The organism is Cloacibacterium caeni, from assembly GCF_907163125.1.
Classification (GTDB): Bacteria; Bacteroidota; Bacteroidia; order Flavobacteriales; family Weeksellaceae; genus Cloacibacterium; species Cloacibacterium caeni_B.
Genome location: NZ_OU015319.1, coordinates 629,014 through 654,009, shown reverse-complemented (window position 1 = coordinate 654,009; position 24,996 = coordinate 629,014). Strand labels below are relative to the sequence as shown.

Annotated in this window: 23 protein-coding genes; all 23 read right to left on the bottom strand. The window is 33.8% G+C overall.

Annotated elements, in window-relative coordinates:
* Nucleotides 1–78 precede the first annotated feature (78 nt).
* The 23 genes from KKQ79_RS03035 to KKQ79_RS02925 all read right to left on the bottom strand — a co-directional run bounded on the left by KKQ79_RS03035 (nucleotide 79) and on the right by KKQ79_RS02925 (nucleotide 24,969).
* Entirely contained in the window at nucleotides 79–5,208 is a 5,130-nt protein-coding gene (locus KKQ79_RS03035; RefSeq protein ID WP_213188924.1) for a helicase-related protein, read from the bottom strand.
* On the bottom strand, nucleotides 5,201–5,878 hold the full coding sequence (locus KKQ79_RS03030) for a hypothetical protein (protein ID WP_213188923.1): 678 nt from the start codon (nucleotides 5,876–5,878) through the stop codon (nucleotides 5,201–5,203). Before KKQ79_RS03030 ends, KKQ79_RS03035 begins: the two co-directional genes overlap by 8 nt.
* Before the next feature lie 71 nt (nucleotides 5,879–5,949).
* The gene (locus KKQ79_RS03025; protein WP_250131180.1) at nucleotides 5,950–6,873 is read right to left on the bottom strand and encodes a DUF6449 domain-containing protein; all 924 of its coding nucleotides are present in this window, start codon (nucleotides 6,871–6,873) and stop codon (nucleotides 5,950–5,952) included.
* A 36-nt stretch (nucleotides 6,874–6,909) separates the two neighbouring features.
* Complete coding sequence (locus KKQ79_RS03020) at nucleotides 6,910–7,629, bottom strand: hypothetical protein (RefSeq protein WP_213188922.1); 720 nt, start codon at nucleotides 7,627–7,629, stop codon at nucleotides 6,910–6,912.
* The gene (locus KKQ79_RS03015) at nucleotides 7,619–8,458 is read right to left on the bottom strand and encodes a M23 family metallopeptidase (protein ID WP_213188921.1); all 840 of its coding nucleotides are present in this window, start codon (nucleotides 8,456–8,458) and stop codon (nucleotides 7,619–7,621) included. The genes KKQ79_RS03020 and KKQ79_RS03015 overlap by 11 nt, the downstream gene beginning before the upstream one ends.
* Nucleotides 8,459–10,450, bottom strand: coding sequence for a type IV secretion system DNA-binding domain-containing protein (locus KKQ79_RS03010; RefSeq protein ID WP_213188920.1), 1,992 nt, complete (start codon nucleotides 10,448–10,450; stop codon nucleotides 8,459–8,461). It abuts the gene before it with no gap.
* On the bottom strand, nucleotides 10,450–10,806 hold the full coding sequence (locus tag KKQ79_RS03005; RefSeq protein ID WP_213188919.1) for a hypothetical protein: 357 nt from the start codon (nucleotides 10,804–10,806) through the stop codon (nucleotides 10,450–10,452). The genes KKQ79_RS03010 and KKQ79_RS03005 overlap by 1 nt, the downstream gene beginning before the upstream one ends.
* 11 nt (nucleotides 10,807–10,817) lie before the next feature.
* A complete protein-coding gene (gene traN / locus KKQ79_RS03000) occupies nucleotides 10,818–11,687 on the bottom strand; it encodes a conjugative transposon protein TraN (RefSeq protein ID WP_213188918.1) in 870 nt (289 codons plus the stop codon).
* Nucleotides 11,687–12,901 carry a conjugative transposon protein TraM gene (traM, locus tag KKQ79_RS02995; protein ID WP_213188917.1) on the bottom strand — a complete coding sequence of 405 codons (1,215 nt, stop codon included), beginning with the start codon at nucleotides 12,899–12,901 and terminating at the stop codon, nucleotides 11,687–11,689. Before traM ends, traN begins: the two co-directional genes overlap by 1 nt.
* Nucleotides 12,898–13,287, bottom strand: a complete 390-nt coding sequence (locus KKQ79_RS02990) for a hypothetical protein (RefSeq protein ID WP_213188916.1) — start codon at nucleotides 13,285–13,287, stop codon at nucleotides 12,898–12,900. Before KKQ79_RS02990 ends, traM begins: the two co-directional genes overlap by 4 nt.
* A gap of 2 nt (nucleotides 13,288–13,289) precedes the next feature.
* Nucleotides 13,290–13,904 (bottom strand): conjugative transposon protein TraK, encoded by a 615-nt coding sequence (gene traK, locus KKQ79_RS02985; RefSeq protein WP_213188915.1) that lies wholly within the window; start codon nucleotides 13,902–13,904, stop codon nucleotides 13,290–13,292.
* 87 nt (nucleotides 13,905–13,991) lie between these two features.
* Complete coding sequence (locus tag KKQ79_RS02980) at nucleotides 13,992–15,239, bottom strand: TraJ family protein (protein WP_213188914.1); 1,248 nt, start codon at nucleotides 15,237–15,239, stop codon at nucleotides 13,992–13,994.
* Between the two features lie 2 nt (nucleotides 15,240–15,241).
* Nucleotides 15,242–16,069: a hypothetical protein gene (locus KKQ79_RS02975; RefSeq protein ID WP_213188913.1), complete on the bottom strand. Its 828-nt coding sequence runs from the start codon at nucleotides 16,067–16,069 to the stop codon at nucleotides 15,242–15,244.
* Between the two features lie 18 nt (nucleotides 16,070–16,087).
* Complete coding sequence (locus tag KKQ79_RS02970) at nucleotides 16,088–16,753, bottom strand: hypothetical protein (RefSeq protein WP_213188912.1); 666 nt, start codon at nucleotides 16,751–16,753, stop codon at nucleotides 16,088–16,090.
* Between the two features lies 1 nt (nucleotide 16,754).
* The gene (locus KKQ79_RS02965) at nucleotides 16,755–17,441 is read right to left on the bottom strand and encodes a hypothetical protein (protein WP_250131179.1); all 687 of its coding nucleotides are present in this window, start codon (nucleotides 17,439–17,441) and stop codon (nucleotides 16,755–16,757) included.
* A gap of 7 nt (nucleotides 17,442–17,448) precedes the next feature.
* Nucleotides 17,449–18,162, bottom strand: a complete 714-nt coding sequence (locus KKQ79_RS02960) for a hypothetical protein (RefSeq protein ID WP_250131178.1) — start codon at nucleotides 18,160–18,162, stop codon at nucleotides 17,449–17,451.
* Nucleotides 18,149–21,226 (bottom strand): TraG family conjugative transposon ATPase, encoded by a 3,078-nt coding sequence (locus KKQ79_RS02955; RefSeq protein ID WP_213188911.1) that lies wholly within the window; start codon nucleotides 21,224–21,226, stop codon nucleotides 18,149–18,151. Before KKQ79_RS02955 ends, KKQ79_RS02960 begins: the two co-directional genes overlap by 14 nt.
* Entirely contained in the window at nucleotides 21,198–21,512 is a 315-nt protein-coding gene (locus KKQ79_RS02950; protein WP_213188910.1) for a DUF4133 domain-containing protein, read from the bottom strand. The genes KKQ79_RS02955 and KKQ79_RS02950 overlap by 29 nt, the downstream gene beginning before the upstream one ends.
* Nucleotide 21,513: 1 nt before the next feature.
* Nucleotides 21,514–21,807, bottom strand: coding sequence for a DUF4134 domain-containing protein (locus KKQ79_RS02945; RefSeq protein ID WP_317615415.1), 294 nt, complete (start codon nucleotides 21,805–21,807; stop codon nucleotides 21,514–21,516).
* A gap of 149 nt (nucleotides 21,808–21,956) precedes the next feature.
* Complete coding sequence (locus KKQ79_RS02940; protein ID WP_213188909.1) at nucleotides 21,957–22,493, bottom strand: hypothetical protein; 537 nt, start codon at nucleotides 22,491–22,493, stop codon at nucleotides 21,957–21,959.
* A 10-nt stretch (nucleotides 22,494–22,503) separates the two neighbouring features.
* Nucleotides 22,504–23,154 (bottom strand): ParA family protein, encoded by a 651-nt coding sequence (locus KKQ79_RS02935; protein WP_213188908.1) that lies wholly within the window; start codon nucleotides 23,152–23,154, stop codon nucleotides 22,504–22,506.
* A complete protein-coding gene (locus tag KKQ79_RS02930; RefSeq protein WP_213188907.1) occupies nucleotides 23,151–24,623 on the bottom strand; it encodes a relaxase/mobilization nuclease domain-containing protein in 1,473 nt (490 codons plus the stop codon). Before KKQ79_RS02930 ends, KKQ79_RS02935 begins: the two co-directional genes overlap by 4 nt.
* Nucleotides 24,613–24,969 carry a hypothetical protein gene (locus tag KKQ79_RS02925; RefSeq protein WP_213188906.1) on the bottom strand — a complete coding sequence of 119 codons (357 nt, stop codon included), beginning with the start codon at nucleotides 24,967–24,969 and terminating at the stop codon, nucleotides 24,613–24,615. Before KKQ79_RS02925 ends, KKQ79_RS02930 begins: the two co-directional genes overlap by 11 nt.
* Between the last annotated feature and the right edge of the window lie 27 nt (nucleotides 24,970–24,996).

Here is a 24,996-nt window from a genome sequence, read left to right as displayed (position 1 = left end):
AATACGGTAAAAAAGTCTTAGAAAAAAATCTATCTGAAGAGGGGTTACAAGTAAGCAAAAATAGACTGTTTTCAGTTATTATCTCTTCCTACCAAAAACTGTTTGCTCATTTTCTTTTATTTCTTTTTCAATTTCTTGTTGTTTCATAACACTAAATAAGAGTGAATTTTCAACGCTCCTCTCACCTAAATAATCCCTCTCCTCATTAACCTTCAACTGCATTTCCTTCTCCTCCCGATATTTACAAACCAAACCCTCTCGAACATTAGGCAAATCCTCCAATTTTTCATCCAATTCTTCAATTTTATTTTCGGTTACTACTTTTTTACTTTCAATTTCAGTAATATCAACTCCTTTTTGCAATAAATGCTCCATTTCCTCTTGTACTTTTTCTTTAGCTAAATGAATTGATTTCTGATAAAAAGGAAGTTGATTTTTCCAATATTCAGCATTATCTCCTTCCTCTTTAGAATAACTAAGAATTCTATTATAATTATTCTGAGCTTTGTTGACTTCTTCCTGTACCTTTAAAAAATCCTGATGTTTCCTCAAAACAAAAGCAATATCAGCAAGGTGCTTATTTTTCTCACTTTCAATTCTTTTCTTCATCAGTTCAATTTCAATATTCGCTCTAGTTTCAGGATTGGTGATAATGGCGGTTTTCAATTCCTGAGTACTGATATCTGAAACATCCAAAACATCAGCACCTTTTTTCATTGCTTCTAAATATCTTGCTTGTTTAGATTGTAACTTTTGAAGCATAAACACATCAATACTATCGTTAGTCAACATAAAATTGATTCGTACATTTTCGTTTTTATTTCCTTGTCTCCACGCTCGTCCCTCCACTTGTCGTAAAGAAGTGAAATTATAAGGCAAAGAAAGCATATAAACATCCGTTGTATTTTCCTGAAGATTCATTCCTTCTTGGATGGCTTCACTTCCAATCACTACCTTTATTTTTCCAGCATTAAAATCATTTTGAATAGAGATTCTTTGATTTTTATTTGTTGCTCCAGTAATAATTCCAATTTCTTCGGGTTTGTAACCAATTTCCTGAATGAGATATTCTTTGAGTTTTGGAAATTCCGCTACTGCTAATTCAGAATAAATAATTTGTCCAGATTCAGGAATATCTTTTTTATTTTGTTGAATTAAATCCATTGTTTGCTTCAACTTTGGAGAATTTTCAATAAATTCTTTTAATGACGGATTTTCGCCATCATAGTAAGGTGATAAATATGGAGAAATTGCAATCAGACGTGCGTTAAGAATATGAGTAAGAATCGCTCCTTTTTGATTTTCATTAAAGCTCTCATTAAGCAAATCGTATTGTTCCTTCGTTAAATCATTCTGCTCAATTTTATATTCTTTATTAATTTTATTAGGGCGTTTCAGTTCTGGATTGTCTTCTTCCCCTTTAATATCAATAAATTCAGATAGAAGCTGTTGAAACAAAGAATTATTCTTGAATCTTCTGACATTGGCTTTAAATTTCACATCACCTTTAGCATCAATTTCCATATCATTATCCGCCTCCATAAAAGTCTCAAAGAAAGTATTCACATTGAAATATCCCGATTCTTCCAAACGCTTATTGGCTATTAAAGAAAGTATAGAATAATATTCTAAAGGCTTATTGGTAAAAGGAGTTGCAGAAAGTAGCGTAACATTTCTGCCATCGTTTCTGTCTTGAATGTATTGAGCAGCCATCCAAGTATTGATACCCAGTTTTGAAGTCTGTTGGTTCTGACTTCTAAAATCTGAAGCAAACCTGCGGTCTTCGATCTTTACTTTTCCAACAATATGGTTGGCGTTGTGAACTTCATCATAAGTGAGATGATCAAAACCAAAATCTTCCCAATCATAGATTTTCCCACGTTTCATCTTTCCCTCTGTTTCCTTAACTTTTTCGAGTTCCTTTTGAAAATCTCTTTCACTGATGGAGTTTACACTTTTTAATTCGTTTTCAGAAATGTAGGAAAATTTTGAGGCCAGATTTTGGGTAATGCTTTCTGAAAAGCCAATGTTATTAAAACCTTCATAAGTCACTATGGTAATTTCCCCGTCCTTATTATCAAATTTTGATAAGTCGTAATCTTTCCCAAGATTGCCAAGAACATTTACTTTTGCATTAGGAATGGTTTCAAAAATGGTTTCCACCCATTGTTTCAAAATGCTGTCATTTGGAACTACAATCAGAGGTCTTCTCGCATTTCCTCTTTCCATTGCTTCATGCATTGAAAGAATTCCTGATAAAGTTTTTCCAAAGCCAACTTCGTGAGCTAATAAACTAACGCCTTTCGTTGTACATCTTCCTACACCAGATTTTTGAACTTCAGTCAAACGCAGTTGTTTTCCTTTAAAATTTTGATGAATTTTAGAGAACAACGGAAATTTAGAATAATCAGGAACGTGAATATTATTGTAATTTCTGTTGAATTCTTTTACAAAACGATTTCTTATATCATCGGATAATTCTTCCCGAACAAACTTATAAAACAAATCATTTGCAGCTGCTTTTCGTCTTTCTCTGACTAATGCATTTCTTTCTTTATCGCTTCCTGTCACCGTTTCATTATCTACAAAACTTCGCACTTCCCAAGCTGAAGAACCTGCAAAAGCCTCACTGGATAAAGTACCTACAAAATCTTTGAACTTTTCTGCAAGATTGTAATCAACAATAACAGTTTCGGTACGTTTTGTTGCATAGTTATAAGTTTCCTTTTCTGTTTGTCCTAAATCAAATTGGTGTACAAATTCGTGATTTGGACTAATAAAGATTTCGTCTAAAGATTTTGGTTTTGGAAGAACTTTGAGAAGTAGTTCCCTTTGCTTTTCATACTGGTTTATCGTCCCACCAATGGTATTTTTATCAGAAAAATCTTTTTCAAGTTGTTCTAATTTGGCGTAAATATTTCCTTCAGCATAATAAAAATCGTGTATCCATTTTCCATCAATATAGTTTGCAAACTGAAAATGTTTTCCGTGATTATTAAGCGTTCCATCATAAGCCGTATCTCTGAAAGCTTCAATTTGTTCTTGGGTAATATCTGAACTGTTTTGTAATGAAGTATTGACGATTTCGTCTTGTTTGGAAAACTGATATTTTAAAACTCCTTTCTTGAGTTCAGGCTTTGTTTGAATTTTATATTCGTTCTGATTTTTGGTGTTGTGAATAGAAATTATTCTACCACTTTTTTCAATGAGCTCTTTTAAATTTTCCTCTGAAAACGATGTTGGTTTTGTAGTTAAATTTTCTCGAAGGTTTTCATATTTTCTTATCTCTGAAATAATTGTAGGCGATTTAAATTTGATATTATTGAGTTGAGAAAGTACCGTTTCAACTTTCTCTTGAGCTAAATCAAACTCTTTTTCAATAGTTTGGCTTTCATTTCCCGTTTTAATTTCATTTTTAGCATTAAATTTTTTATCGATTTCAGATTCAGAATTTTCTAAATATAAATCTTCAAAAAGATTTCCGATTCTTGCAGTTTCCTTTTTGTTTTTAAACTGTTGAATTTTTGATAAAGCCTCTTCTAAACTTCCGTGAACATAGTTTTCCAAGCGTCCAAAACGATTAGTCTTTTCTCGTGTTTCTCCTAAAATTCTTGAAGGATTAGTTTCAAAATATTTAGAAATATCTGTAGAAATTTTCTGATTGTTTTTTTTGAGAATAATAATATCTGTTCCGATTTGAGTTCCTGCAAAAGCACCGTTTGGCAAACGAAAACCTTCAACTAGAGTGGCGTTCTGCAGATTCCTTTGTCTATTCAGCCAACCTGAAGGAAGCACCATCGCCAAAATTCCGTCTACTCTTAAAGAATCTAAAGATCGTTTTACAAAATAATCTTCGTATTTGGCTATTTTCGGTTCTTCTCCCAAACCTTTGTATAATCCGCGATGTTCGCCATAAGGCGGGTTTCCGATGACTAAATCATACACCAAATATTCATCTTTTTTGTTGCCTTTTTCATCAATAAATTCGGTTTCAAACGAACGCAGATTAATTTCGGCTTCGGGATGCAGGATTTTTGCAATTTTTGCGGTGGTTTCATTGATTTCAAATGCCGTAATAATTGATTTTAGTGCTAAATCTTTTGTAGCATAAAGAAAATTACCCGTTCCAACACTTGGCTCTAAAACCGAAATTTCTACTTTATTTTGTAACTGGTCTTTGATTAAGTTGCGAACGGCATTTACAATTTTATCGTCGGTGTAATATTCATCTAAAATCCCTCTACCTTCTTTTGCCGTTCCGCCACTTTGATATTGGTTGCAAATTTCTTTTAAGTCATCAGTAATTTTGAGATTTTCATTAAGAAATACCTTGTGATTATTAGAAACAAAACAAGCTGCAGAAACGACTTCTGCAACTTGTTCATTGGTCAAATTTTGACCTTTATATTTTGAAATAAGAATATCTAATTCCTCATAATTTGTAGAATTAGAATTTAGTTCTCTTTCTGATTTATTGGATACAGTTCTCCTGGATACGATTCCGCCCAAGAAATGTTCTGCTCTCTCATTTTTTTCATCATCATTCTGTTGTGGATGGTCATCGAATCTTCTTTCTCGTTCTCTGTCTCCGACCAAATGCTTCCAGATTGTGTCTCCAAGTCCATTTCCAGCATCGTTGCTGCCCAATCTTTGTCCGCTTGTGTAATTTCTGTTTTGCTCGGATTGGCTGTTTTCGCCAAATTTTCCAAGATTTCTTCCAGTAGATTCGGATCCCAAGTGCTCAACGTTGGAAATTTCTTCGGATTGAGTTCTGTCTTTTTCATTCTGTGCTTTTTTTGATTCAACTAAAGTAACATTTTTATCTTTATTTTGAAGTTTATTTTTTAAATATTCTTCCAAATTCTGATTGGCATTTTCAGAAATGTTGTATAGTGCTCGAATGTCTTTAATATTTTTGTTTCTAAATTCCGTAAGAATTTTGAGCGTCTGCATATTTCCTGTTCTATCTCCCTCTAAACAAAGAAATATTTTACCCTCATAGTTTTGAAATCTATTGATAAATTTTTTGGAATTTTCACCGGCATTGAGTGTTACTAGAGTTCTATTATTGTTTTGATTATTCAACCTCAAAAGTTCCAAAAACGATTCTTTGTCTTTATGATTCTTAAAGACAATCAATTCATTTTTATTTCCTTCCTCAACGGAAATATCCTCAACAAAAGGACTTAAAGTTTCTTTGTCACTCACTTTTTCTGTTTTTCACAAAATGGTTAAACTCAAAAATTTCTTTGGCGGTATCGTCCCAATTTTTTCTAGGAATTAACTGAAGGGTTACAAAGATGTCTTTCTTTTTATCGTAGGAATCTATTCTTTCAATTCTCCCGTGATAATCCTTGCCAACTTCTTTGTATAGCGAATAAGGCAGAATCGTATCCGTCGGATAAATGTAATATCGGGTATAATTCCAAGGAGAGTTGATTTCAAAGCGTTTGTAATTCTTCTCGAAAAGGACAGTGTCACTCAATTTTCTGCGATTTCTATAATTAAGTAGTGGAATTTTTGTAAAGACTGCTCCCAAAGTTTTGGCATACACCGAAGTTGGTTTTTGCTTTTTTTGTAGTTCTGATAAAACGGATGAAGTGTTATTATTCAAATCGTAAAAAACAGAGTCTTTGATGAAATAAGAAGCAGTCGTCATTTCTGGAAATTCTAAATCAGGAACCAATTCTATGATGGAATCATTCTGATAGTTGAGCCTAGAAATGTGAAAATTCTGCATCTTATTTAATCCTTTGGAAGCATCAAAATAAACATTGGAAATGAGGTCGATTCCACCTTTTTCAGCCTTGATTTCTTTGTGACAAGAAATCAAAGCAAAAAGCAGAAATAAATAAGGAAATATTAAATATTTTTTCATTTTAAATTGATTAAAAAAAGCGGCAAATCATTAAGACCTACCGCTTTTCGGATTAAGGGTCAGGTATTATTTTATCGTTTAATGCTTTGTTCTTTTACATTATTTTTTTCGTGCTTATTGTCTTGTTCGAGACCTTCTAAAGGTTTGTTGGTATTGATTCGGTTCATATCAGAATCATAGAGTTTGAGATTTCTGTTTTGAGGGTTGAGTATGGCTTTTCCTTCTATAACTTTATCATCTTGCTCAAATTTCACCTTTACGATATTTCCCTTTTCCAAAGATTTGATGGTGTTTTCTTTATATTCAGGTTTGTCAAAAATAAGGTTGGATTTTTCTACAATTTTATCAGCTTCCACACCGTAATTTTTATAGAAATTTTGGAACAGATAATTTCCTTTTTCTGTTTTAGGTTCGTCAAAATTGAACTGTACAAAAGCAGTTTCCTGCTGGTCGCTTTTCGGATTGTGAAATTCTATTTTTACACTTCTGCCTTCTAAAAGATTGATGGCTTCTTTTGCTGTAAACGTGTTTTCTCGGTTGACTGGAAAATTATGAGAAATCTCCTCATTTTTTTCGTTTGTCAATTTTGCGTTGTACGAATTGAGAAAAATACCACCACTATCTGTTTTGTTAAACTTCAAGGTAAAGTCCACTTTGTTTTCAGGCAATGCTTTGTCGGAAGTGGTCTTGATTTCAAATTGTTGATTTTTAGATTTGATACCTTTTTCTAAATCTTTGTGAAGTTTTTCTCCTTCGCCGAAACCAAGGTATTTTAACTGATTTTTTAGATATTCCACTTGGTCGAATTCTTTTTGTGTTTCCATAATGTTTGGGGTTTGATTGTTAATATTTAATTTTTCGTCTTTTTCTTTAAAATCATCTGGTGAAAACAGATCGTCAAACTTTAGATTGTTTTCTTCCCAATCTAGTTGCTGGGAACTCTTCTGATTTTTGCTATCTGCTTCTTCAAATCGGAATGATTCACTGTCCATCATATTTTTTAAGTTGGTTTAAAAGAAATTTAGATTGATTTATCTTCTAAATTTTCGTGATTTTTCTTGTTCTTCCGATTGCTCTTCTTGCTCCTCTCGATTTCGATTGGCATCTTCATATAGATCTCTGTCATTAACATTTAGTTGAACACCAGAATTATTTTCTTTTGTGATTTGTTTTTCATCTGGAGTAATGCTGTTCACAGATTCAATTTCTCGGCAAACAATATTCAGGTCGTTTGTAATTTTCTTGGCGATTTCTGGATATAGGTCTATTTTATCCTGTAAAAAGCTTTTCAGCTTTTCGAGTTCCAATTTGTATAGACTGATTTCTTCTGGATTTTTTCTTTCCGTAACGAGTTTGGTAAGTTCTGGAGCATTTTTGATAAAATCCAATTCTTCTACGGTACTCGTTTCTTTGTCAAAAACAAATACTTGTTTTGAAAAACCTAATTGAGCAGAATTCTGATTGTCATTAACATTGTATTGTGCTTTAGTTTCAGAATACTGAATCTTTTCTTTACTTTTTTCTAGTATTTCAGACAGGCTTTTATCTCTTTCCAAAAAGATAACTTTTAGCTTGGTGTTGTTTTCAGTAAGTTGAAAAGTTGCTCTGTTTTTGTCGTTGTCGGCAACGATGGTATATCCTTGTAGGAATTTCTGAATATCATCTGCATTTAGTTTTTTGGAGAATGATAAATCTTCATTGATAATACCGAATTTTTTCAGTTCTTCGGTTGGTAAATTTTCATTTTGCATAATGGGTAGCGATTAATTGGTTTACTTTTATAAGGTCATTTAAAAAATGGGTAGGGTTGATATTTTGTCCAAATTCTTTCACGGAAAAGTGCAGATGCGGCCCTGTAGAATTTCCAGAATTTCCGCTTTTGGCGATAATAAAACCAGTATTTACAAACTCTCCGACACGATAATAAATTTCGGAAAGATGGAGATAAGCGGTTTCAAAACGGTCAAAGTGTTTTATTTTGATGTAATTTCCACCACCATTACTGTCCCATCCTGTTTCAGTGACTTTCCCGTCCAGAACCGAATAGACATTTTCATAATTCGCAATCAAGTCAATTCCATTATGAAATTTAGAGGCTCCAAAAATCGGATGAGTCCTTATTCCATAAGGTGATGTGATGGAGATTTCTCTATTCAATGGCATTACGATTTTGGAAAAATTGACTTGTTCTGGCTCATTTACAAAATTGTATTGAGGCAACTGATTATTACTGTTCTGAGAATGAATGAGCATTTTAGTTTGAGCAACTAAAATCAGGGAATCCTGCATTTTTTGTCTATTCCATTTTTTGTTGTTGGCGGATGAAGTTTCTTTAAACAATGTTTTCAAAGAATCTAGTTCTTTTTTCAGGTCAGCTTTTTTGATAATGCTAAAAATCTCTTTCCAAGATTTTTTTTCTTTTTTTGGCTTTGGATTGTCCTCTTCTTTTACTTGCTCTGTTGCTTTTGCAGATTCCGTTTTCTTCGACAGTGTAGGTGTTAGTGTATTGAACTGCCCGAAAACTGCTATCTGAAAGGACAATATCAATACGGTTATAAAATATTTTTCTATGGTTTTCATTTATGCTGTTTTTATGTTTTCATTGACAATGAGTTCTACTTCCTTGTTGATTTTTCTGAAGTTAGTCATCAGAACTTCTTCTTTGCGATTGTTTCCAGCTTTATCTATAAATGAATAGTAAACTGGCATCGGAACGTAGTTTTGTTCTTCTTGCTTGATGGCTTTCATATCCAAATTGATTTTCCCATTAATTGCTGATGTTTTGTATTCATCGGTATCATTTTCTTCTCCCTGCGCAATCATTCCTACCATTTCTCCTGTTCTCAATGCTGCTATTTTTCCGGCAGGAATCATAAAATCCATTTTTTCATTAATACTGGTTGTAGTTCCTTGTTGGGAAATGGATTGGGAAAACGATTTCTGCTTGATTTTTCCGAATAGTTTTTCAAGCCACTCCAAAGTGTTTTTATCTCTCGCCGAACCAGAAAGAATATTCCCAACAATGGCAGAAATAGTATCTGCGACTTCTTTTTTATAAAACTGGCGAAGTTGTGGTATTTCTTGCAATCCTAATAATACAGCAACTTTATTGCTTCTTGCGGTAGCTACCACATTATCAATTTTATGTATGTAAATGGTAGGAAACTCATCGGCGATAATTCCTCCTTGTAAATTATGTTTGGAATTAATCAAACGTAATGTTCTGTTCAGAACTGCGGAATACAGCGCCGAATTAATATCCTGTGTTCCTGGGTCAGAAGCGAGAATTAGAATGGAAGGATTTTCTCTGTCTGTAATTTTTAATTCGACTTCATCTCCTGAAAAAACCCAAAAACTTTCTTTTGTCGCCAATCGGGAAAGGAATATTTTTAATGTTCCTATTTGTCCTTCCAATTGGTCAAAAGCTTTGTTATCATAGGCTGTTTTGAAGGGTGAAAGCAAGGAACCAATCTCTTCATTCTTAAATAATGAATCAAAAATTTCTTGATAGCTGCGATTCATAAAAGAAAGAATATGGGGCAAGTCTGAATATTTTCCGTTTTCTAGTTTTGCAAAGAAATAAATACAGGAAGCCAAAAAGTTGATGGCTGATTGAGTAAAAAATGCTTCAGAACCACCTCCAGAACTTGAACCTCCTTTTTGCAATGATGACACCATTGATTCTGCCATTTCCTGTGCTTCCGCCAAAGTTTGGATATACTTTTTATGAAATGGATTGACTCTTTTTGATTTTTCGACTTCATTTAAGTTAATTACATGAAAGCTGTATTTATAATCCGAATCTTTACTTTTTTTCATCAGATAATGATAGTAGGCAATCTGTGCCAAATCGGGAAATTTAAAATCATAAATGCAAAGGCAAAAACCTTTCGCAATCATTTGTCGGATAGCAGGATTAATGACCCCGAAAGATTTTCCGGAACCAGGTGTTCCAATCACTATTGTTCCACGAAAAGGATTTAGATTAATCCAACCTTTATTACTTTTTCCTTTGTATCTGAATAAATAAGGAATGTTGATATTAGTGTCTGATTTTATCAATTCCTGATTTTGGTCAAAAGATTCTTCCTCTACATTCCATCGGTCTTTTCCCATTTTTTGTTGCATTAGTTTGGAAATGCTGTCAGCCCCCATTTGAAGAATTACTGCTCCTAAAAAAGAAAGAACAGCATAAATTACCTGATAAAGATTCATTCCGGGAAAGACTTTCGGAATATTTTGATTTCCAGCCTCGTTCTGCCATACCAAAGATGAAAAAATCATAAGCAATCCCATAACCATAGGAACTACAATTTCTGTAGCAATGTTTAAGTCTTTCTTTTTTTTGGCTTTCGTTCCAACAGCTACCAATCCTATCAAAATCAATGTGGCAAACTTGGCATTGATTGGAGGATAAATGAAACTCATTTTGCTGAAATTCTTCAATAAATTGGAAACTACAGGAATATTGGCATTGAGATAAAAAAGTGATGCACAATCTAAAGCCACAATCGCATACACTGCTTTTTGCAGGAATCCGTAAATCTTAATTTGATGTTGTTGCTCTTGCATTAAGAATAATTTTCGAAATATTGATTCAGAAGTTTATGTTCTTCTAGTAAATTATGGTGCAGCTTTTGTTGTTGTTCTTGCAAATTTTTGTGTTGTTCCTGTATTGCAAGAAGATGGGCGTTCAACAGATTCAATTGATTAATTAATTCATGTCCTCTTTTTTCGACGCTCTCAATAATGTATGAGCGATTTGCTTCTTCAGATATTTTCTCATACCAATCTTTAAGGTTTAATAGCTTTTCATAGTCATTTATGAGTTCTTTTCCTTTTTTATCAAAAAGGATTATTGTAATAGAAAAGTAGCTAAATATTAATAGCATGAGTGCGAAGCACAGTATAATTGAAAAAATTTCCATTGTATTAATAATTAAAAGGTATCTGCTTTTAGAATGTCCGAATAGTTGATCTTCATTTCAATGGTGCGTCCTGAAAGTTGTTCTTCAATTAATCGTATCATCATCACTTTTGAGTTTGGAAAAGTGAATTTTTTAAAGACATAAATATTTCTGAAATTTTTACGGAAGTGTTTTTGAGGATTCAGTTGAAAAACGGGAGTCATCTCAATACTCTGATTGTTTGTGGCTTTATATATTATTTTGTCTTCTATAGAGAATTTCAAGTCATCAATGTCATAACTCAAATTGGAGTTGTTTTTAACCGTCATATCTAAAAATATGTAGTCACTCATTACATAAACATTGTTCAACTGAATATTGAGTTGAAGATTTTTCTCTTTCCTGATTGGATTTTTTTCTGATTTTTTCTGAATAATATCCATTGCAAACTTTCTCAATTCAAGATTAGAAAAAACCATTTTATCAAACTCAATGGGTTGCATATCTTCGGGCTGAATATGAATATTGGTGATTGTATTTAGGTTTTCAGAATTTCTGTAAATCGCTTTGTACTGGGCGATGAAGGATTGTCCGACAACGGTGATAATTCCAATGTTTTGTCCACTTGTAAAAGTTGTCTGCTTTATTATTTTTTCTGTCTCATTAGATTCGGGACTATCCGTAATTTTAATTCTGGCAATATTTGTAGCTGGCAAATCTCCCGTAAGTTTTAGAGTAGATAAATCAACGTACTGAATCGGTTCCGGTGAAATGATATGCAGGTTAATGCCTTCCGTAATTTCTATTTCGGGTAAATCGGAACTCAATTGTTCTTTGGTTGCAGTTTGTGCGGTTAAAAATTGTGCTGTACATAGTAACAGACTATATAATATCGTTCTCATTATTTTATTTTTTGTTGGTTTTGTGAATCTTTCAGTTGTTTTTCGTCAATCAGGAATACATAAGAATTGTATTTCAACTTGGCTTTATTGGTTTTAATCAGGTTGGTAATGGATTTGGAAGTAGATGTAAATAATTTAGAACCGAGACTGGTAAAAAATCCTTGTCCTCCCATATCCATTTGAGTTCCTTGTATGGAATTGCTCCCCATTTCCCGAATCATATCTCTGAAAACACTTTGGGGTACATACAATCCTTTCATACCATCCACATCATAGATAGAAAGATTGACAGGAAAAATTTCTCCTTTCGTGAATACGGACACAATATTCAAATCAACTCTTTGCATAGAAAATCCCGAAATTTGACCATATAAAATGGAGCCTTTGCTTATTTTTCTGTTGCTTACAAAGATGTCTTCCAACAATCGAAATCTAATCCTGCTTCCAAGAAATCCTTTGTTATTTTCATCTATCACGGCTTTGATAAAGCTGTTTTCTTTTTCCTTGTAAAAAGCATTGAAATCGTTGTTAATTCCTGATTTGCTTACATTGAATGTCGAATTAAGAAACTCGTTCATTTTTTCTTTATTGGTTTTAAGTTTTTGTTCGGCTGCGAGTTTGCTTTGATACTCTGGATCTCTAGCTTTTTCTAAAGAATCCATTACCAGCATTTGCTGTTTCAGATATTTTACTGGATCTTGTGGCTCATTTTTAGATGTAACTTTCGAACTTTCTGAATCATATCCATTTTCTTGTTTTCCGTAAGATTTATCATTCAGCATTCTGATAATTTCCGAAGATCTTTGGTAATCTTTATCTTCTCTCTGAGATGAATTAGGGTTATAGTAAGAAGATGGATTTCCTTTTTCACGATATTGGTTTTGTCTTGAAGAAACGGCTTTTAATGAATCAATTTTTCTTTTCTGTGCTAATGACAATTGGTCATCGTAGTTGTATAAGCTGTCCTCTTCTTTGTCCAGACTTTCCAACATGGTTCTGTTGTCGTCTTTTTTGAAAAATGCATCATACGCATCATTCTTCGTCATAATAGAATCTTGCGTTTCACCGAGTGAAAGAGAAAGTTCTTTAGGTTGGTCTTTTTCCGATGTGTCTTCTTTGGTAAATTGTGCTCCTACATAGACAAATAGCATCAGAAAAGGCAATGCTAAAAGAGGCAAAACATATTTTTTTTGTTTAAAATCTAGTTTTTTCATTGAGTTTTTATTTTAGATAAATTGTCTCTGGTGCTACCTGCATTTTTTAATTTTTGGTATTGGTTAAACAAGTAGTCAATTCGTAAACTGTCTTCTTTTTGTAATTGTTTACGGTCGCTTTTCACTTTTAGTGATTTAAGTTCATTCACTATTTTTGCCATTTCTTTTTCATTGTTTACGGTGGTATTTTGTTCCATCTTACTTTTGGAATACAAAATCGGAGGCTTTATTTTAAAAGCATTATCTGAAGGGAAAAAGATGCCTTGAATGAGAGAGCCAATGAATGACACCGATAAAAATACCATCGAATAGATGAAGAATTTTTTCGGATGTTGATTTGCCCAATTCAGCCATTTTTGTCCAGTTTGTTTTAATGTTGTATTCATTTTTAATATGAGTTTTTGGTTTGGTTAGAGATTTCTTCGTTGTCTAGGATTCGCCAGTTTTTAAGCATTACGCCATGAGGATTGTTAGGGCTTCGGATAATGTCATCAAAATAACCTTCAGTGATTAGCTTTCTTGTAATGACGGAAGATTTTCTCGTAATCATCTGCTTTCCGAAAAAAGCAAACTTCTTTTGCTCCATATTGAGTGCAATAGAATCTGCGTGAATACTGACCATTGAACTAGATGCGATGATTTGATTGTAAAATCCTTTTTCTTTTAGATTGGTGTATTCTTTTTTTCCGCTATCATCAATGAGATATAATGACTTCTGAATATTGTCTTTGATGTAAACATCGTCTGGTGCGAGCGTAAAAAACAATCGATGGAATAGCTCAATTTGTGCTTTGTACTCAACAGGACGATTCAGCAAGACATCAGATTGCTTTGCCAATACAGGAACTCCATTATCTAGGATGTAAATGGACTTTCTGGAATCTTCAATCATTCTGTAGGCAAAGAAGAAACCTGCAATAACGATGAAGACTGCAAACACTATGACGGAGATGGAAACCACCTTGTTGATTTTAATTCTTTGTTCTATATTTTTAATAAGCATTTTTTTAGTTGTTGGTTGATAGTAGTTAGTTGATGGCTGTTTGTTGTCGGTTGAAGGTTGTCAGTAATTTGTAATTGATGATTACATTTATTTTCTGTTTTTCATTGCTTCCTGAACTCTTCCCGATGCAGAACCTGCTGCTACGGATTTTGTTGCTGCTGCGACTGTAGAAGCTCCTCCTGTTTTTGCAGTTAATATTGCTGTTTTGGCACTGCTCGTCATTTTTCCTACAGCACTTTTCATTTTGGTCATCGCTCCAGCTCCTCCTGCAGTAACAATGGTGTCAGCAATGGTGGGTGTCATCAGAACTCCAATTCCTGTAACGATATAGGCAACGCAAGTAAAGAGTTGGTTGTAAATCATCCCGGAATTACTTACATAGACCATTAAAGCATCCAAATTGATGATGGTACCATTGGATAGAAGGGTGTCGTATCGTTCTATTTCCATGGTATAGCCAGAAGCAATGAGTTGCTGTCCGATATTGATAATGGTATATGCTACAAAAGTGTAGAGATTGATATTGATAAATTTGGATACCCAGCTGTACAAGGAATTTTCAAATCCTGGAACTAATGCCATTCCAACTGCGATAGGTCCTAAAATAATTAGAATGTATGCCCAAATTTTTTGGATAAAGAAAATGAGATACACACAAATTCTCAAGATGGAAAGGCAGACAAATTCAATGACTTCGGCGACTAATTTTTGCATCTGAAATTGCATTCTGATCTGCCATTCTTTGATGGGCTGAATTAATTTATCCAATCCCTCACTTACATCAAACCAAGAATCATCGGCGTTTTGACTGGTATTATTGATGACTTCCTGTTTTGCATCTTCTTCCGCATTGAGTTTGATAACAGCATCTAATAGTTGTTGCTGCTTTTTGAATCTTTGCACTCGTAAATCATTGACTTCAGATTCGATGTCACTGAAGATGACAATTCCAGGTTGGGCAATGGCTTCAAAAGGAGCTTGAATCAGATTGACAAATCCTGTCCAATACACAAGTGTAAATCCAATCAGAATTGGTTTTAGCATGGGTGTGATTTCCCATTCTCTGTCCCCAGCTGCCATTTGCCAACCCATATATCCGAGATACATCAAAGCTCCTAATCCTCCAATCGCTTTTCCTACCAAAGCTGAACCTTGTGCGCTATCTTGCACACTATTGTCCAGCTTGGTAAAGACTTCCATAAACCATTTTTCAAAAGCACCATCGCCTTTTAAAAACTGGAGCAGATTGCTGTAATCGCCGTCTGTTTGGGAAAATCCCATAATTGGCAATACTATTGCCAAAAGACAAAATAATAAGGTGAATTTTTTATTCATTTCTAAAATCGGTGTTTATATTGTTGCATCGTACTTTGGACAATTTGTTTATCTGAAGCAGGTGTCCATTGGTTGGGTAAAGCAGTGGATAAATGATTTTTCAGAATATTTTTATAATCTAATAGAAGTGTAGTCCTGTCATTGTACTTCTTTAATTCTTGTACGAAATTTCTCCATTTGATGAGTGTTTCATGATACATGATGAACCGTTTTCCTCTGGGCATATCCATACTTCGGGACATGGCATATTTTTCTTTAATAAGATCCAATTCTTCCTGCCATCTTTTTAATGTGCCTGTGGTATTGAGCGTTTCATATGTTTGCTGATCTTTCAGTCTCCATTCTATAAAATTTTGAGGGGTGTTGGGAAACTCGGTAATCGGTTTTAGCATTCGTTTGTAATACAACAACCACAATGGATCAGCATCAACGGTTGCAGAAGTCCAATGCGCAAAATCCTGAACACTTCTTTTGTAAATGGTGTCTGAAACTGCTTTAATTTTTTTCGCTTCTTCTTCCTGAAGTTTTAACTGGGCTAATCTTAAATTTTGTTCTCCGTTTGGTTTTAATGGTCGAATGTCTTTGCCATTTTTGTAATCTCTGTTAATGCTCGGCGCCCACATTCCCCAAACTGTGGCATAGGCAAAATTGGTCTGAATGCCTAAAAAGTATTTTGGATAAGGTCGCCAATCTCCCCAGCTTTCAAAAGTCATTCTTTTGTGTTGGGCTACAATGGAGGGATCGTTCAATTTCTTTATACTTTGTCCAAATGCTGAAGTTGCAATAAATAGTAAGAGGACAAATTTTCCTTTTTTAACTACATTTTTCATCTATTTATCTATTTGTTATTAATTAAAGATGTATTTATATTTTGTGATAATATCTCCCACAATTGCTCTGTCGATATTGATATAGTTCCGAAGCTTGGGAACTTGATACAGATAAGGGATTTTCTTGGCATTCTCTAATCTTAAAATGATATAGAGAATGTTCCCATTGATGTTTCTTACTCTTGTAAATACTTTTTCGATGAGCATTTCTCTATCACTGGCATTCATCAAGAAATCTTTATTTTCATTCAGAATCTCCTGCGAAACTTCTTGTTTAAGTTTCATCGTTTGATTTCCTATTTCTACATAATATTTGGAAACCAAAACAGCATATTCAGGATGTTGTGCTGATAAATCCAGCATTCTGTTGGAGTTGGTCACAACCTTTCCTAAATACTGATAGAGATACATCAGTTTTTTGCTTTGAGTAAGCGCTGAATTGACATTTTTGAGCTGCTGGTAAATGTATTCCTGAATGGCAATTATTTGTGCGGTTTTGTTTTTAATATCATCATACAGTTGTTTTTGCTTTTCATAGGAACTTAAAAATGTTTGTTCGCTTGCCAATCTTACCGCATGATCTTTTGTCATTTGCGCAAAAAGCTTGTCATTGAATACTATCTGTTGGCTTTTGATTAAAATTCCAAAAAATGTCAATAATCCAAAAATCACTATTTTCTTCATTTTAAAAAGATTTAATATTTTTCATGATGCTTTCCACCACTTGCTTATCTCTGTTCACATAATATTGGAAAGCTCTTTTGTTGCGTAATACTTTGGCTTTGATATCTCTAACTTTTAAAAGCATATGCGTAGAGTTTCTGCTTAATGTTTTGACTTCTCCCAATGCGTAATCCAATAAAATTTTGCGTTCTGATTTTTCCATCTGGTTGATGGCTCCATATGAAATTACTATTCCCATGATTAACCTCGTTACCATTTGCAGATCATCTACAAACTTTACTTGGGAAGGCAATACTGCAATAATGGAATAAGGAGCTGAATTGATTTCATTGATAATGTCTGTCTGGTTTTGATTGATTTTATTAACTTCTCTACTCATTGCTATTCCCGTAGGAATTGCCTGAATAGCAAATGACACAATCCTCAATCTGTCTTGAACTTTGGTTACCTTATCTTTAAAGTTGTCCCATTGAGTTCTATTGGTGGTTTCTATGGTAGCATTGGCTGTTTGCTTTTGCCTCATTTCTTTTTGTCGATTGTGTTCTTTCATCGTGGCATTAATTTCGATGTTCATCATGGGAAATGATACATTTTCTTTTTGCCAAGCTGGCGTAGAACCACCACTGGAAGAAGTAATGACAAGATAGATTGTAGGAATTAACAGGATTTGGAAAATCTTTTTCATCATATGATTCTTAAAAATTTCGCTTATACTTATTCATTATATTTTCTACAATGCCTTTATCGGTATTGATGTAGCCAGCAAATGGATTAATGGAGTTCCAGAATCCTAATCGGTTGGCTTTTTCCAATCGTAACTTGATTGCCAGTAACCACAGTTTTAAATTTTTTACATTCTCGGAAATGTTGTGTAGGATTTTGTAACGGTCTCCTGCGGTCGCCAAATTGAGTTCGCCTGATGCCAAAATATCAGAAACATCGGTAACAATTTTTAGACTTTGCTCGTATGTTTTCTGCGAAGCCTTCACACCGAAAATTGCATATTGAGGATGTTGTGATGCTAATTGTACCACTTGAGAGGAATAGGTATAACATTTATTCAATTCAGAATAAATTTCTTTTACCTGAATTCCGTTTTGTAAGGTTCCTGAAACTTCTTTTAATCCTTTCAATATTTTATTTTGAATTTCATTGGCTACTACCATTTGAGTTCCTACCCATGCTTGTGCATCTTTCAATTTGGAGGTTTCGTCAATGACTTCATTCTGTTTGGCTTTTAAATTTTCTGAATATAGAATCATAGCAGCCGTTACAGTCGGGTCGATGTAAGTGTTTTGAGCGAAGCCCCCTATCCCCCAAAGGGGGAAAAGAAGCAGGAAAATTCTTACTCTTAAATCTTGCGATAGGAAAAGTCCCCTTTGGGGATTTAGGGGCTTATACTTTTCCATATAGCTCTTGTTTTTGGTTGATTAATTCTGAAAAACTGATGTTTTGGTTTTCTAATTCTTGTAAAATAATTTTGAACACATTTTTTCCTTTGTGTTTTTTCTTCATCCTTTTGTAAAAAGAATTTATTTTATCGTCTAGGGGGTTTTGGTACAGATTGACTAGAGACACCATATTTTCAAGGCTATCTCCAAAGATTTTTAAATCATCAACGATTTTGCGTAAGGCTTCATCGTAGTTACCATACTTCTGTACATAATATTCGACAGCGGACTTCTCGGGTTTTTCAGTTGTATAGGTTAAATATTGCTCCAATGAAACTTCATTTCCATAGACTTCTCCTTTAGAACCTCTTTTCAAGTAAAATTCTTTAAAACGACTTCTGCCGAATTTGTTGTTCAAATTATTGATGGTGAAAATCTTATTCTGTTCCACCTTATTTAAAGAGAGTAAAGCCGCTATGCGGTCAAAATTGTCCTTGAATTTGGTTTGATCTAACAATATGAAAGTATCAGAATTGTTGATGATGGAATCTTTTACCACTGCATTGCCAATAATATCATCCAGTTCCTGAGTAACAACAACCGCTTCTCCCCAAAATTTCCTTACCGTTTTGTAGAGATACAGAATATATCCTCCCATCAGTTTACTGGCAATGGCTTTCCACGCTTCTTCAATAATCAAGGCTTTCCTGCGGTCTTTTCTCAATCTCATTTTCTGAATAAACGTATCCATAATAATGAGCGTTACAATTGGAAAAAGCTTCGGATTATCTTTTACATTGTCTATTTCAAAAACAATGAATGGTTCATCAAATAAACTCTCGTCTGCTTTATTATTTAAGGTGGTTCCATATCTTCCGCCTTTATAAAAGTCTTTCAGAACAAATAAAAAAGTACGCAGGTTGAATTCTTTTTCGTTGATTTTGTGCTTTTTATTGTTTAAGTAAACCGGTAGGAACCGGTCGCAATACTCATAGAATCCATTGAAAGAAAGTTCTTTTGCTACTAACTTTTCTTCGAGTTCCTTAATTTTTTTGATGATGGCTTTTCTAAAGGATTCGTTCCATTCTTCTGCAGATTTAGGTTGTCTAATGATTTCATTAGATTTGATAAGAATCAATTGTGTTTCGTTATAAATTTTTCGCTTTTCTTCGTCATTTAAGGTTTCATAAGCCTCATAGACTTTGTAAAATTTTTCGCTGTCATAATCGGGATTGTTCAGGTTTTTATCGGGATGATATTCGATAGCCAATCTTCGGAAGGCTTCCTTGATCTCATCAGACTTAGCATCGAATGCAATTCCTAGAATATCATAATAATTGCGTTTTCCTTTAGCTTCATTCTCATATTCTGTAAATAGATCTTCTTCGTGAATATTATATTTGCTTAAATAGAGAATGAGCTCTTCCGAAGTTTTATTCTCATACCACGGAGTTCCCGAATTGAAATACTGGTGATAATAAGACATCAACACATTGTCCAATATGGATTTTTGTGCGGATGACATCATCGCATCGGGACCTTGCCAAATCAAGAATATTAAATTGGTTAAAAACTCAATTTTTTCAATATTGAACTCTTCTTTATTCATCAGAAAGGGATTCATGGTAATGGGTTTTTCTTCGGTGTACTGAATATATCTTCCTCCCTTATATTTACAGGTTCCTGAATAGGAATCTCCTGTATCCACAATGACCACATCATAATTGTAGGTGAGATATTGTTCGATAATATTATTCATCAGGAATGATTTCCCCGAGCCCGAAGGTCCCAGAACAAACTTGTTTCTGTTATTAATCCTTCCAGTTTTCATCGGTGAATCTGAAGGGTCAACTTTCAGCGGAACGCCTTGTCTGTCGGTAAATCGTAAATAAAAATTCGATTCTTCGTTCACGGGGTAACTTTCTTTAAAAAAAAAACACAAGGCCGCTTCGCTTGTCGTCATAAATAAATCGTACTCTCTCAATTCTGTTGCATTTCCTGGAATGGCAGAGCGAAAGAGTTCCAACTGGTTGTAAGCATTTTTGGAAACAATGATACCTTTTGTAAACAGCTTATTCTCTACCAGGGACTGTGTCCCCTCCATTTTTTCTAAGGTTTCTGCGGAAAACAAAATCGAAAAATGTGCATTCACAACGAGTTGTCCATCAATAGCGATATTATGAAGTAGGGTTTGAATTTCCTCTGCAATAATGGCATTGGACGGCGAGTTGTTGGCGGCTCCTTCGTGCTTTTTCTTCTTTTTGTCGAGTTCCCTTTGCTGTTGTGCCTGTGGCGGAATGGTAATAATTTGATTATAAACAATCGTTTCGTAATCTTCCAGCTCGTTGATGAAAGTAAAATTATCAACCGCCGTTTCTGCTGCGGCACCGTTTCCTCCAAGAATAGAGTAAGGTTCAATTTCCGAAGGTAAATCAATGTTTTCAACATCGACGTAAGAAATGTTTTTCACAAAACGATTTCCGATTTGTAAATACTCGTTGGTGCTTTTGATATTATCAAATGTTGGAACCTCTGAAAATTTCATCGACAAAACTCCTGAAATATAATATTCAAAATCTTTTTCAAATAAAAACTGGGGTTCACAATTTTCTTGCTTTAGAAGCATAAATACTTTCTGACATTTATCACGAAGTTCTTTGTAGTTTTTTTCTGAAAATGCCGAAGTTCGGCCTGCTTTTTTCTTTGTTTTATCTTGAACAATATCCGTAAACAGCAATACCGTTTCAATGGTTTTGAAAAGTCGTCCATCAAAATGCTCTGAATATTTTTGCTGAAGAAACTGGTTAGATGGTTCTGCGGTATATTTCTTTTTTGAAAAAATATCGAGTTTCTGAACAATTCTTCCTTCTCCAATAATCGATACAGCTTGATTTAAAACCGTATGGAAATTCAGGTATTTATCGGGATCGGCTGAATATTGTTCGACCATATTTTTTATTTTAATCCCAATAATTGGGTTTCCAAATTGACCAAAAAGTACATCGAAATCCCAATTGAAGTCTTTCCCATAATCGTAGCCGATAAATGGAATATCAAATGCTTGTTTTTTTGTTGTTGCCATGTTGCAAAAGTCTTTTGTTGTTAAATCTTTTTGGAAAAATGAATATCTGATTGAAATTTTTAGTTTTGTCATACAAACCGTACTTGTCCTGCCTTTTGAAGATGAGATAAACACCTCCTGCAGTAACTGCCAATCCTAAAAGTGAACCGAGTAAACCGAATTTGGATAATACTAATGCGGCAATGACTCCGCTACCTATAACACCAACTGCATAAAAAATGTATTTCCCTTTAAGTCCGAAGAATACAATGGGTTTTTTAAGCCCCTTGTAAAGATAGAATCCCATATTAGGCAAAGAATGCGGTGACAAACTCCGGAACTACAATGAGGAAAATCATTGCTCCTCCATAACCGAGAATTTCTTTGTTCACATCCTGGTCGCCATTCGTCCATTTGTTGTACACTCGAAGACCACCAATGAAACCCACCAATCCGCCGACTGCTTTCAAAATCAGTTTAATCGGATCCCAATAATCTTTGATGTCACTTGCTGCATTGGAGATGGCTGTTGCACCTCCTTGTGCAAAGGCTGGAGTAATGGCTAAAAGTAAAATGAAAGCAGTGAATACTTTTTTCATCATTTGGTTTTTTTTGAATTTTTGATTCATAATAAATAAGGTTTTTTAAAGGTTAATATTGAATTGATTTTTAAGTTTAAAGCAAAAAATACCCAGCAACGGATTTTTAATGCGTTGTTTATTAAGTTGTTAATTATTTTTATGGATAAGGATTACATAATGGAATGATATATCTTATATCCGTCATTATGGGAAATCATCTGCACACTGGTTTCTGCCAGATTGAGCAATTGATGCCATTTGTTTCTGTTTGATTTTTGAATGGATGAAGCTTGTTCTTCTTGAATCTGGTTTTGATAATTTTCGTTATTTTTTGATTGAACAACTTCTGTATTTTCAGTTGTATTTTTTACTGGTTCGTCGTCGTTATCAAAACCATCAATATCTTGTTCGGATTCAAATCTTCTTCTTAATTCTTCCAAATCGGGGTTTTCTTCAAAAGTGTTTTGAACTTGAGCTGTCGGAATTTCAGTTTTCAAAAAAGATTTTGGAGTACGAATATTTTCTACATCTTCAATTCCTACTGAACTTGGAGGAAGGTTCTCTGACTCTGCAAAATCAGCAAGTGAAAATTCTTCTGTAGCATCGGTATGTAGGGTTTTCTCTTTTTTCAGAAATAGGTCATAAACTATGTTTCCAGCATAGTACAGGAGATAAGCTCCTAGAAGGATAAGTGAGTATTTTAACATTTGTTTTTATTTAAAGAGTTATTTTTAAAATGCTGTTTATTAGGTCAATAATTTCATTAAAAGGCTTTTTTACAGCGTATTTTTGTTCGTAGGTGAGATTTCTGGTATCTATGGTTTGAAGGCAGTTTCTTTTGAGTACAGGGTTTTCGATAAGTATTCCATATTTTGTGATTTCTTCATCCATTTCCTTTTGGTTGGGGTATTTGTAACCTTTATCATATTTGGAGCGAATAAAGATTCGTTCAGCTTCGCTTTCTAATAAGCCTAACAGATTTTTAAATACCAAAGTTGATTTTACTGACACATCGGAATATTCAAAAGGAATGATGATAAAATCGCTGTAAATCAGCAAGTCACTGTATTTCTGGTCGAGTGTTCCTGCCAAATCAAAGAGGTTAATCTCTTCACTTTCTTTTAGATTAATGAGTGTTTCAAAATCGGAAAATGGTTGTTCATCATCTTCACCAATGGTTTCTACCTCATACAATTTTGGAAGGTCTGACTGCTCGTCTTCTTTCCATTTGTAGTAGAAGGATTTTTGAAAATCGAAATCATATACCTTGATTTTCCTTTCTGATAGTCCAGAAATGTAATTGGCAAATGCAATGGCAAGTGTCGTTTTTCCTGTTCCGCCTTTTTGCGTGGCAAATGTGATAATCATAATTTCTTTCTTTTTTTTCTTTTTTTGAGTTCTTCTTCCGAAGGATCTTTAGATGTTCCTGAATGTTTTGTCCATTCAAACAACATTTCATTTATTGCTTTTGATAATTCTTTAGTATCATTACTTTCAGTTTGGTTTACTGTTCTGGTTTCACTGGCTTGATTTGGATTTAGAAATTTTTGATATTCTTTTTCTCCAATTAATGATTGAAGTTCTCCTACATAATGCAGTTTTGCGTCGACTGCATAATAGATTCCTTCTTCTGATTTTATAATTTTAACATGATCATTGTTTTGTGTTTTGAGATAATTTCTTAACTCATTTTTCACCGAATTGAATACTTCTTTGTTTTTTCTTTTCTTGTTCTCAAAAAGCATAAACTCTTTGGGTACATTTTCTGGATTCTGGTGTTTCAGATATTCCATCAATACTTGTTTTGATGCTTTATCCAATAGGTTGTAATCCTTTAAGCTTTCAAATAGTTTCTTGTCCATTACTTCAGAAGTGAAGTCAAACAAATCATTCATTTTCAGAATATCACTTCCTTTATAAATTGTTTCTGTTTTATGGTCAATTAAAGTATAACCAAAAGGGTGGAGTTCGTCTTTATGATGAAAAATTACATCTATACCGAATACGTCTCTGAGCTTTTTCTGAAGCTCGCTTTCAAATTCAATCTTTGGCTTCCAATTTTCCTTTTGCTTTTCTTCAGGAAGCAATTTTTCTAAATATCTTCGGTCTTCCACTTTGAAAACCTTGTTAGAATACACCTCTTTATATTTATTCAAAATCGCCTTGATTTGCTTTGCTCTATTGTCATTTTTAGGGTTGCTAATATTGAGTTGATTTCCATAAATCGTTTTCTCTCGAACTCCATTTTTTAGAATACCCAAAGCATTTTCATCATTTGTGTTTTTTGTGAGCTTAAAGCCATTTCTTTCAAGTAATATTTCTAATTGTTTAAGTGAACTAATTTGGTAGTTCAATAGTTTTTCCAATTTTTCCTCGGAACTTATTCCGTAGCGTTTTTCCAATGTGTCAGCCAGTGCTTTTTGGGCTTTCAGTCTCTCGTAACTGTCGTTGAGCTTTTTCCTGGTCGATTTATCTACTCTCGTGGAAACAATATGTACGTGGTTATTTTCGGTGTCGTTGTGAAAAACTACGATGAACGGTTGGTTTCCGTAACCCATTTCCTGCATAAAATCTTCCGCAACTTTTGTCAATTCTTCTTTGCTATGCTGTTGAAATTTTGTTGAAATCACTGCATGGAATTGTGGCTTCTTTACTTTCTCGTTTTTTGAAATAGATTTGAGGTAATTCCTAACTTCTTCCTGACTGCTGTTTTCATCAATGAAAGAAGGAAAATTTTTCATCAGCATCAACTCACCAGTTCCTTTTTCTACTTTTTTATCGTTATACTGTACTCCGTGAAAATTGGAACTTGCTGAACCTAAAATCTTAACTATCATTAGCAATTAAGGAGTAGATTTTTATGAAAATTTCGTTTTGCTTTTCTTTCAGTTCAGTAATGTTTTTCAGTTGGCTTTGGAAATAATTTAATTCCTTACTGCTGATAAATTTTTGAGCGTTTGCAATTCTGGCAATCTGATTGATGTTGGTCTCAATTTTTATGAAAATGTTATCTTGTTTTTCAATGAACGTCAATATCTTTTTTCTCTCATCTTCTAGAATTCTGTTCTCAACTGATGCGATGATTAAGTTGGTTAGGGTGATGTTTTTTTCTTTGCAAATTTTTTTCCAGTGTTGTTTTCTTGTTTTGGATATCCTAATTTTTATATAGTCTCTTTTTTCCATTTTTTATCAAACTCCTTGTAGCTATTT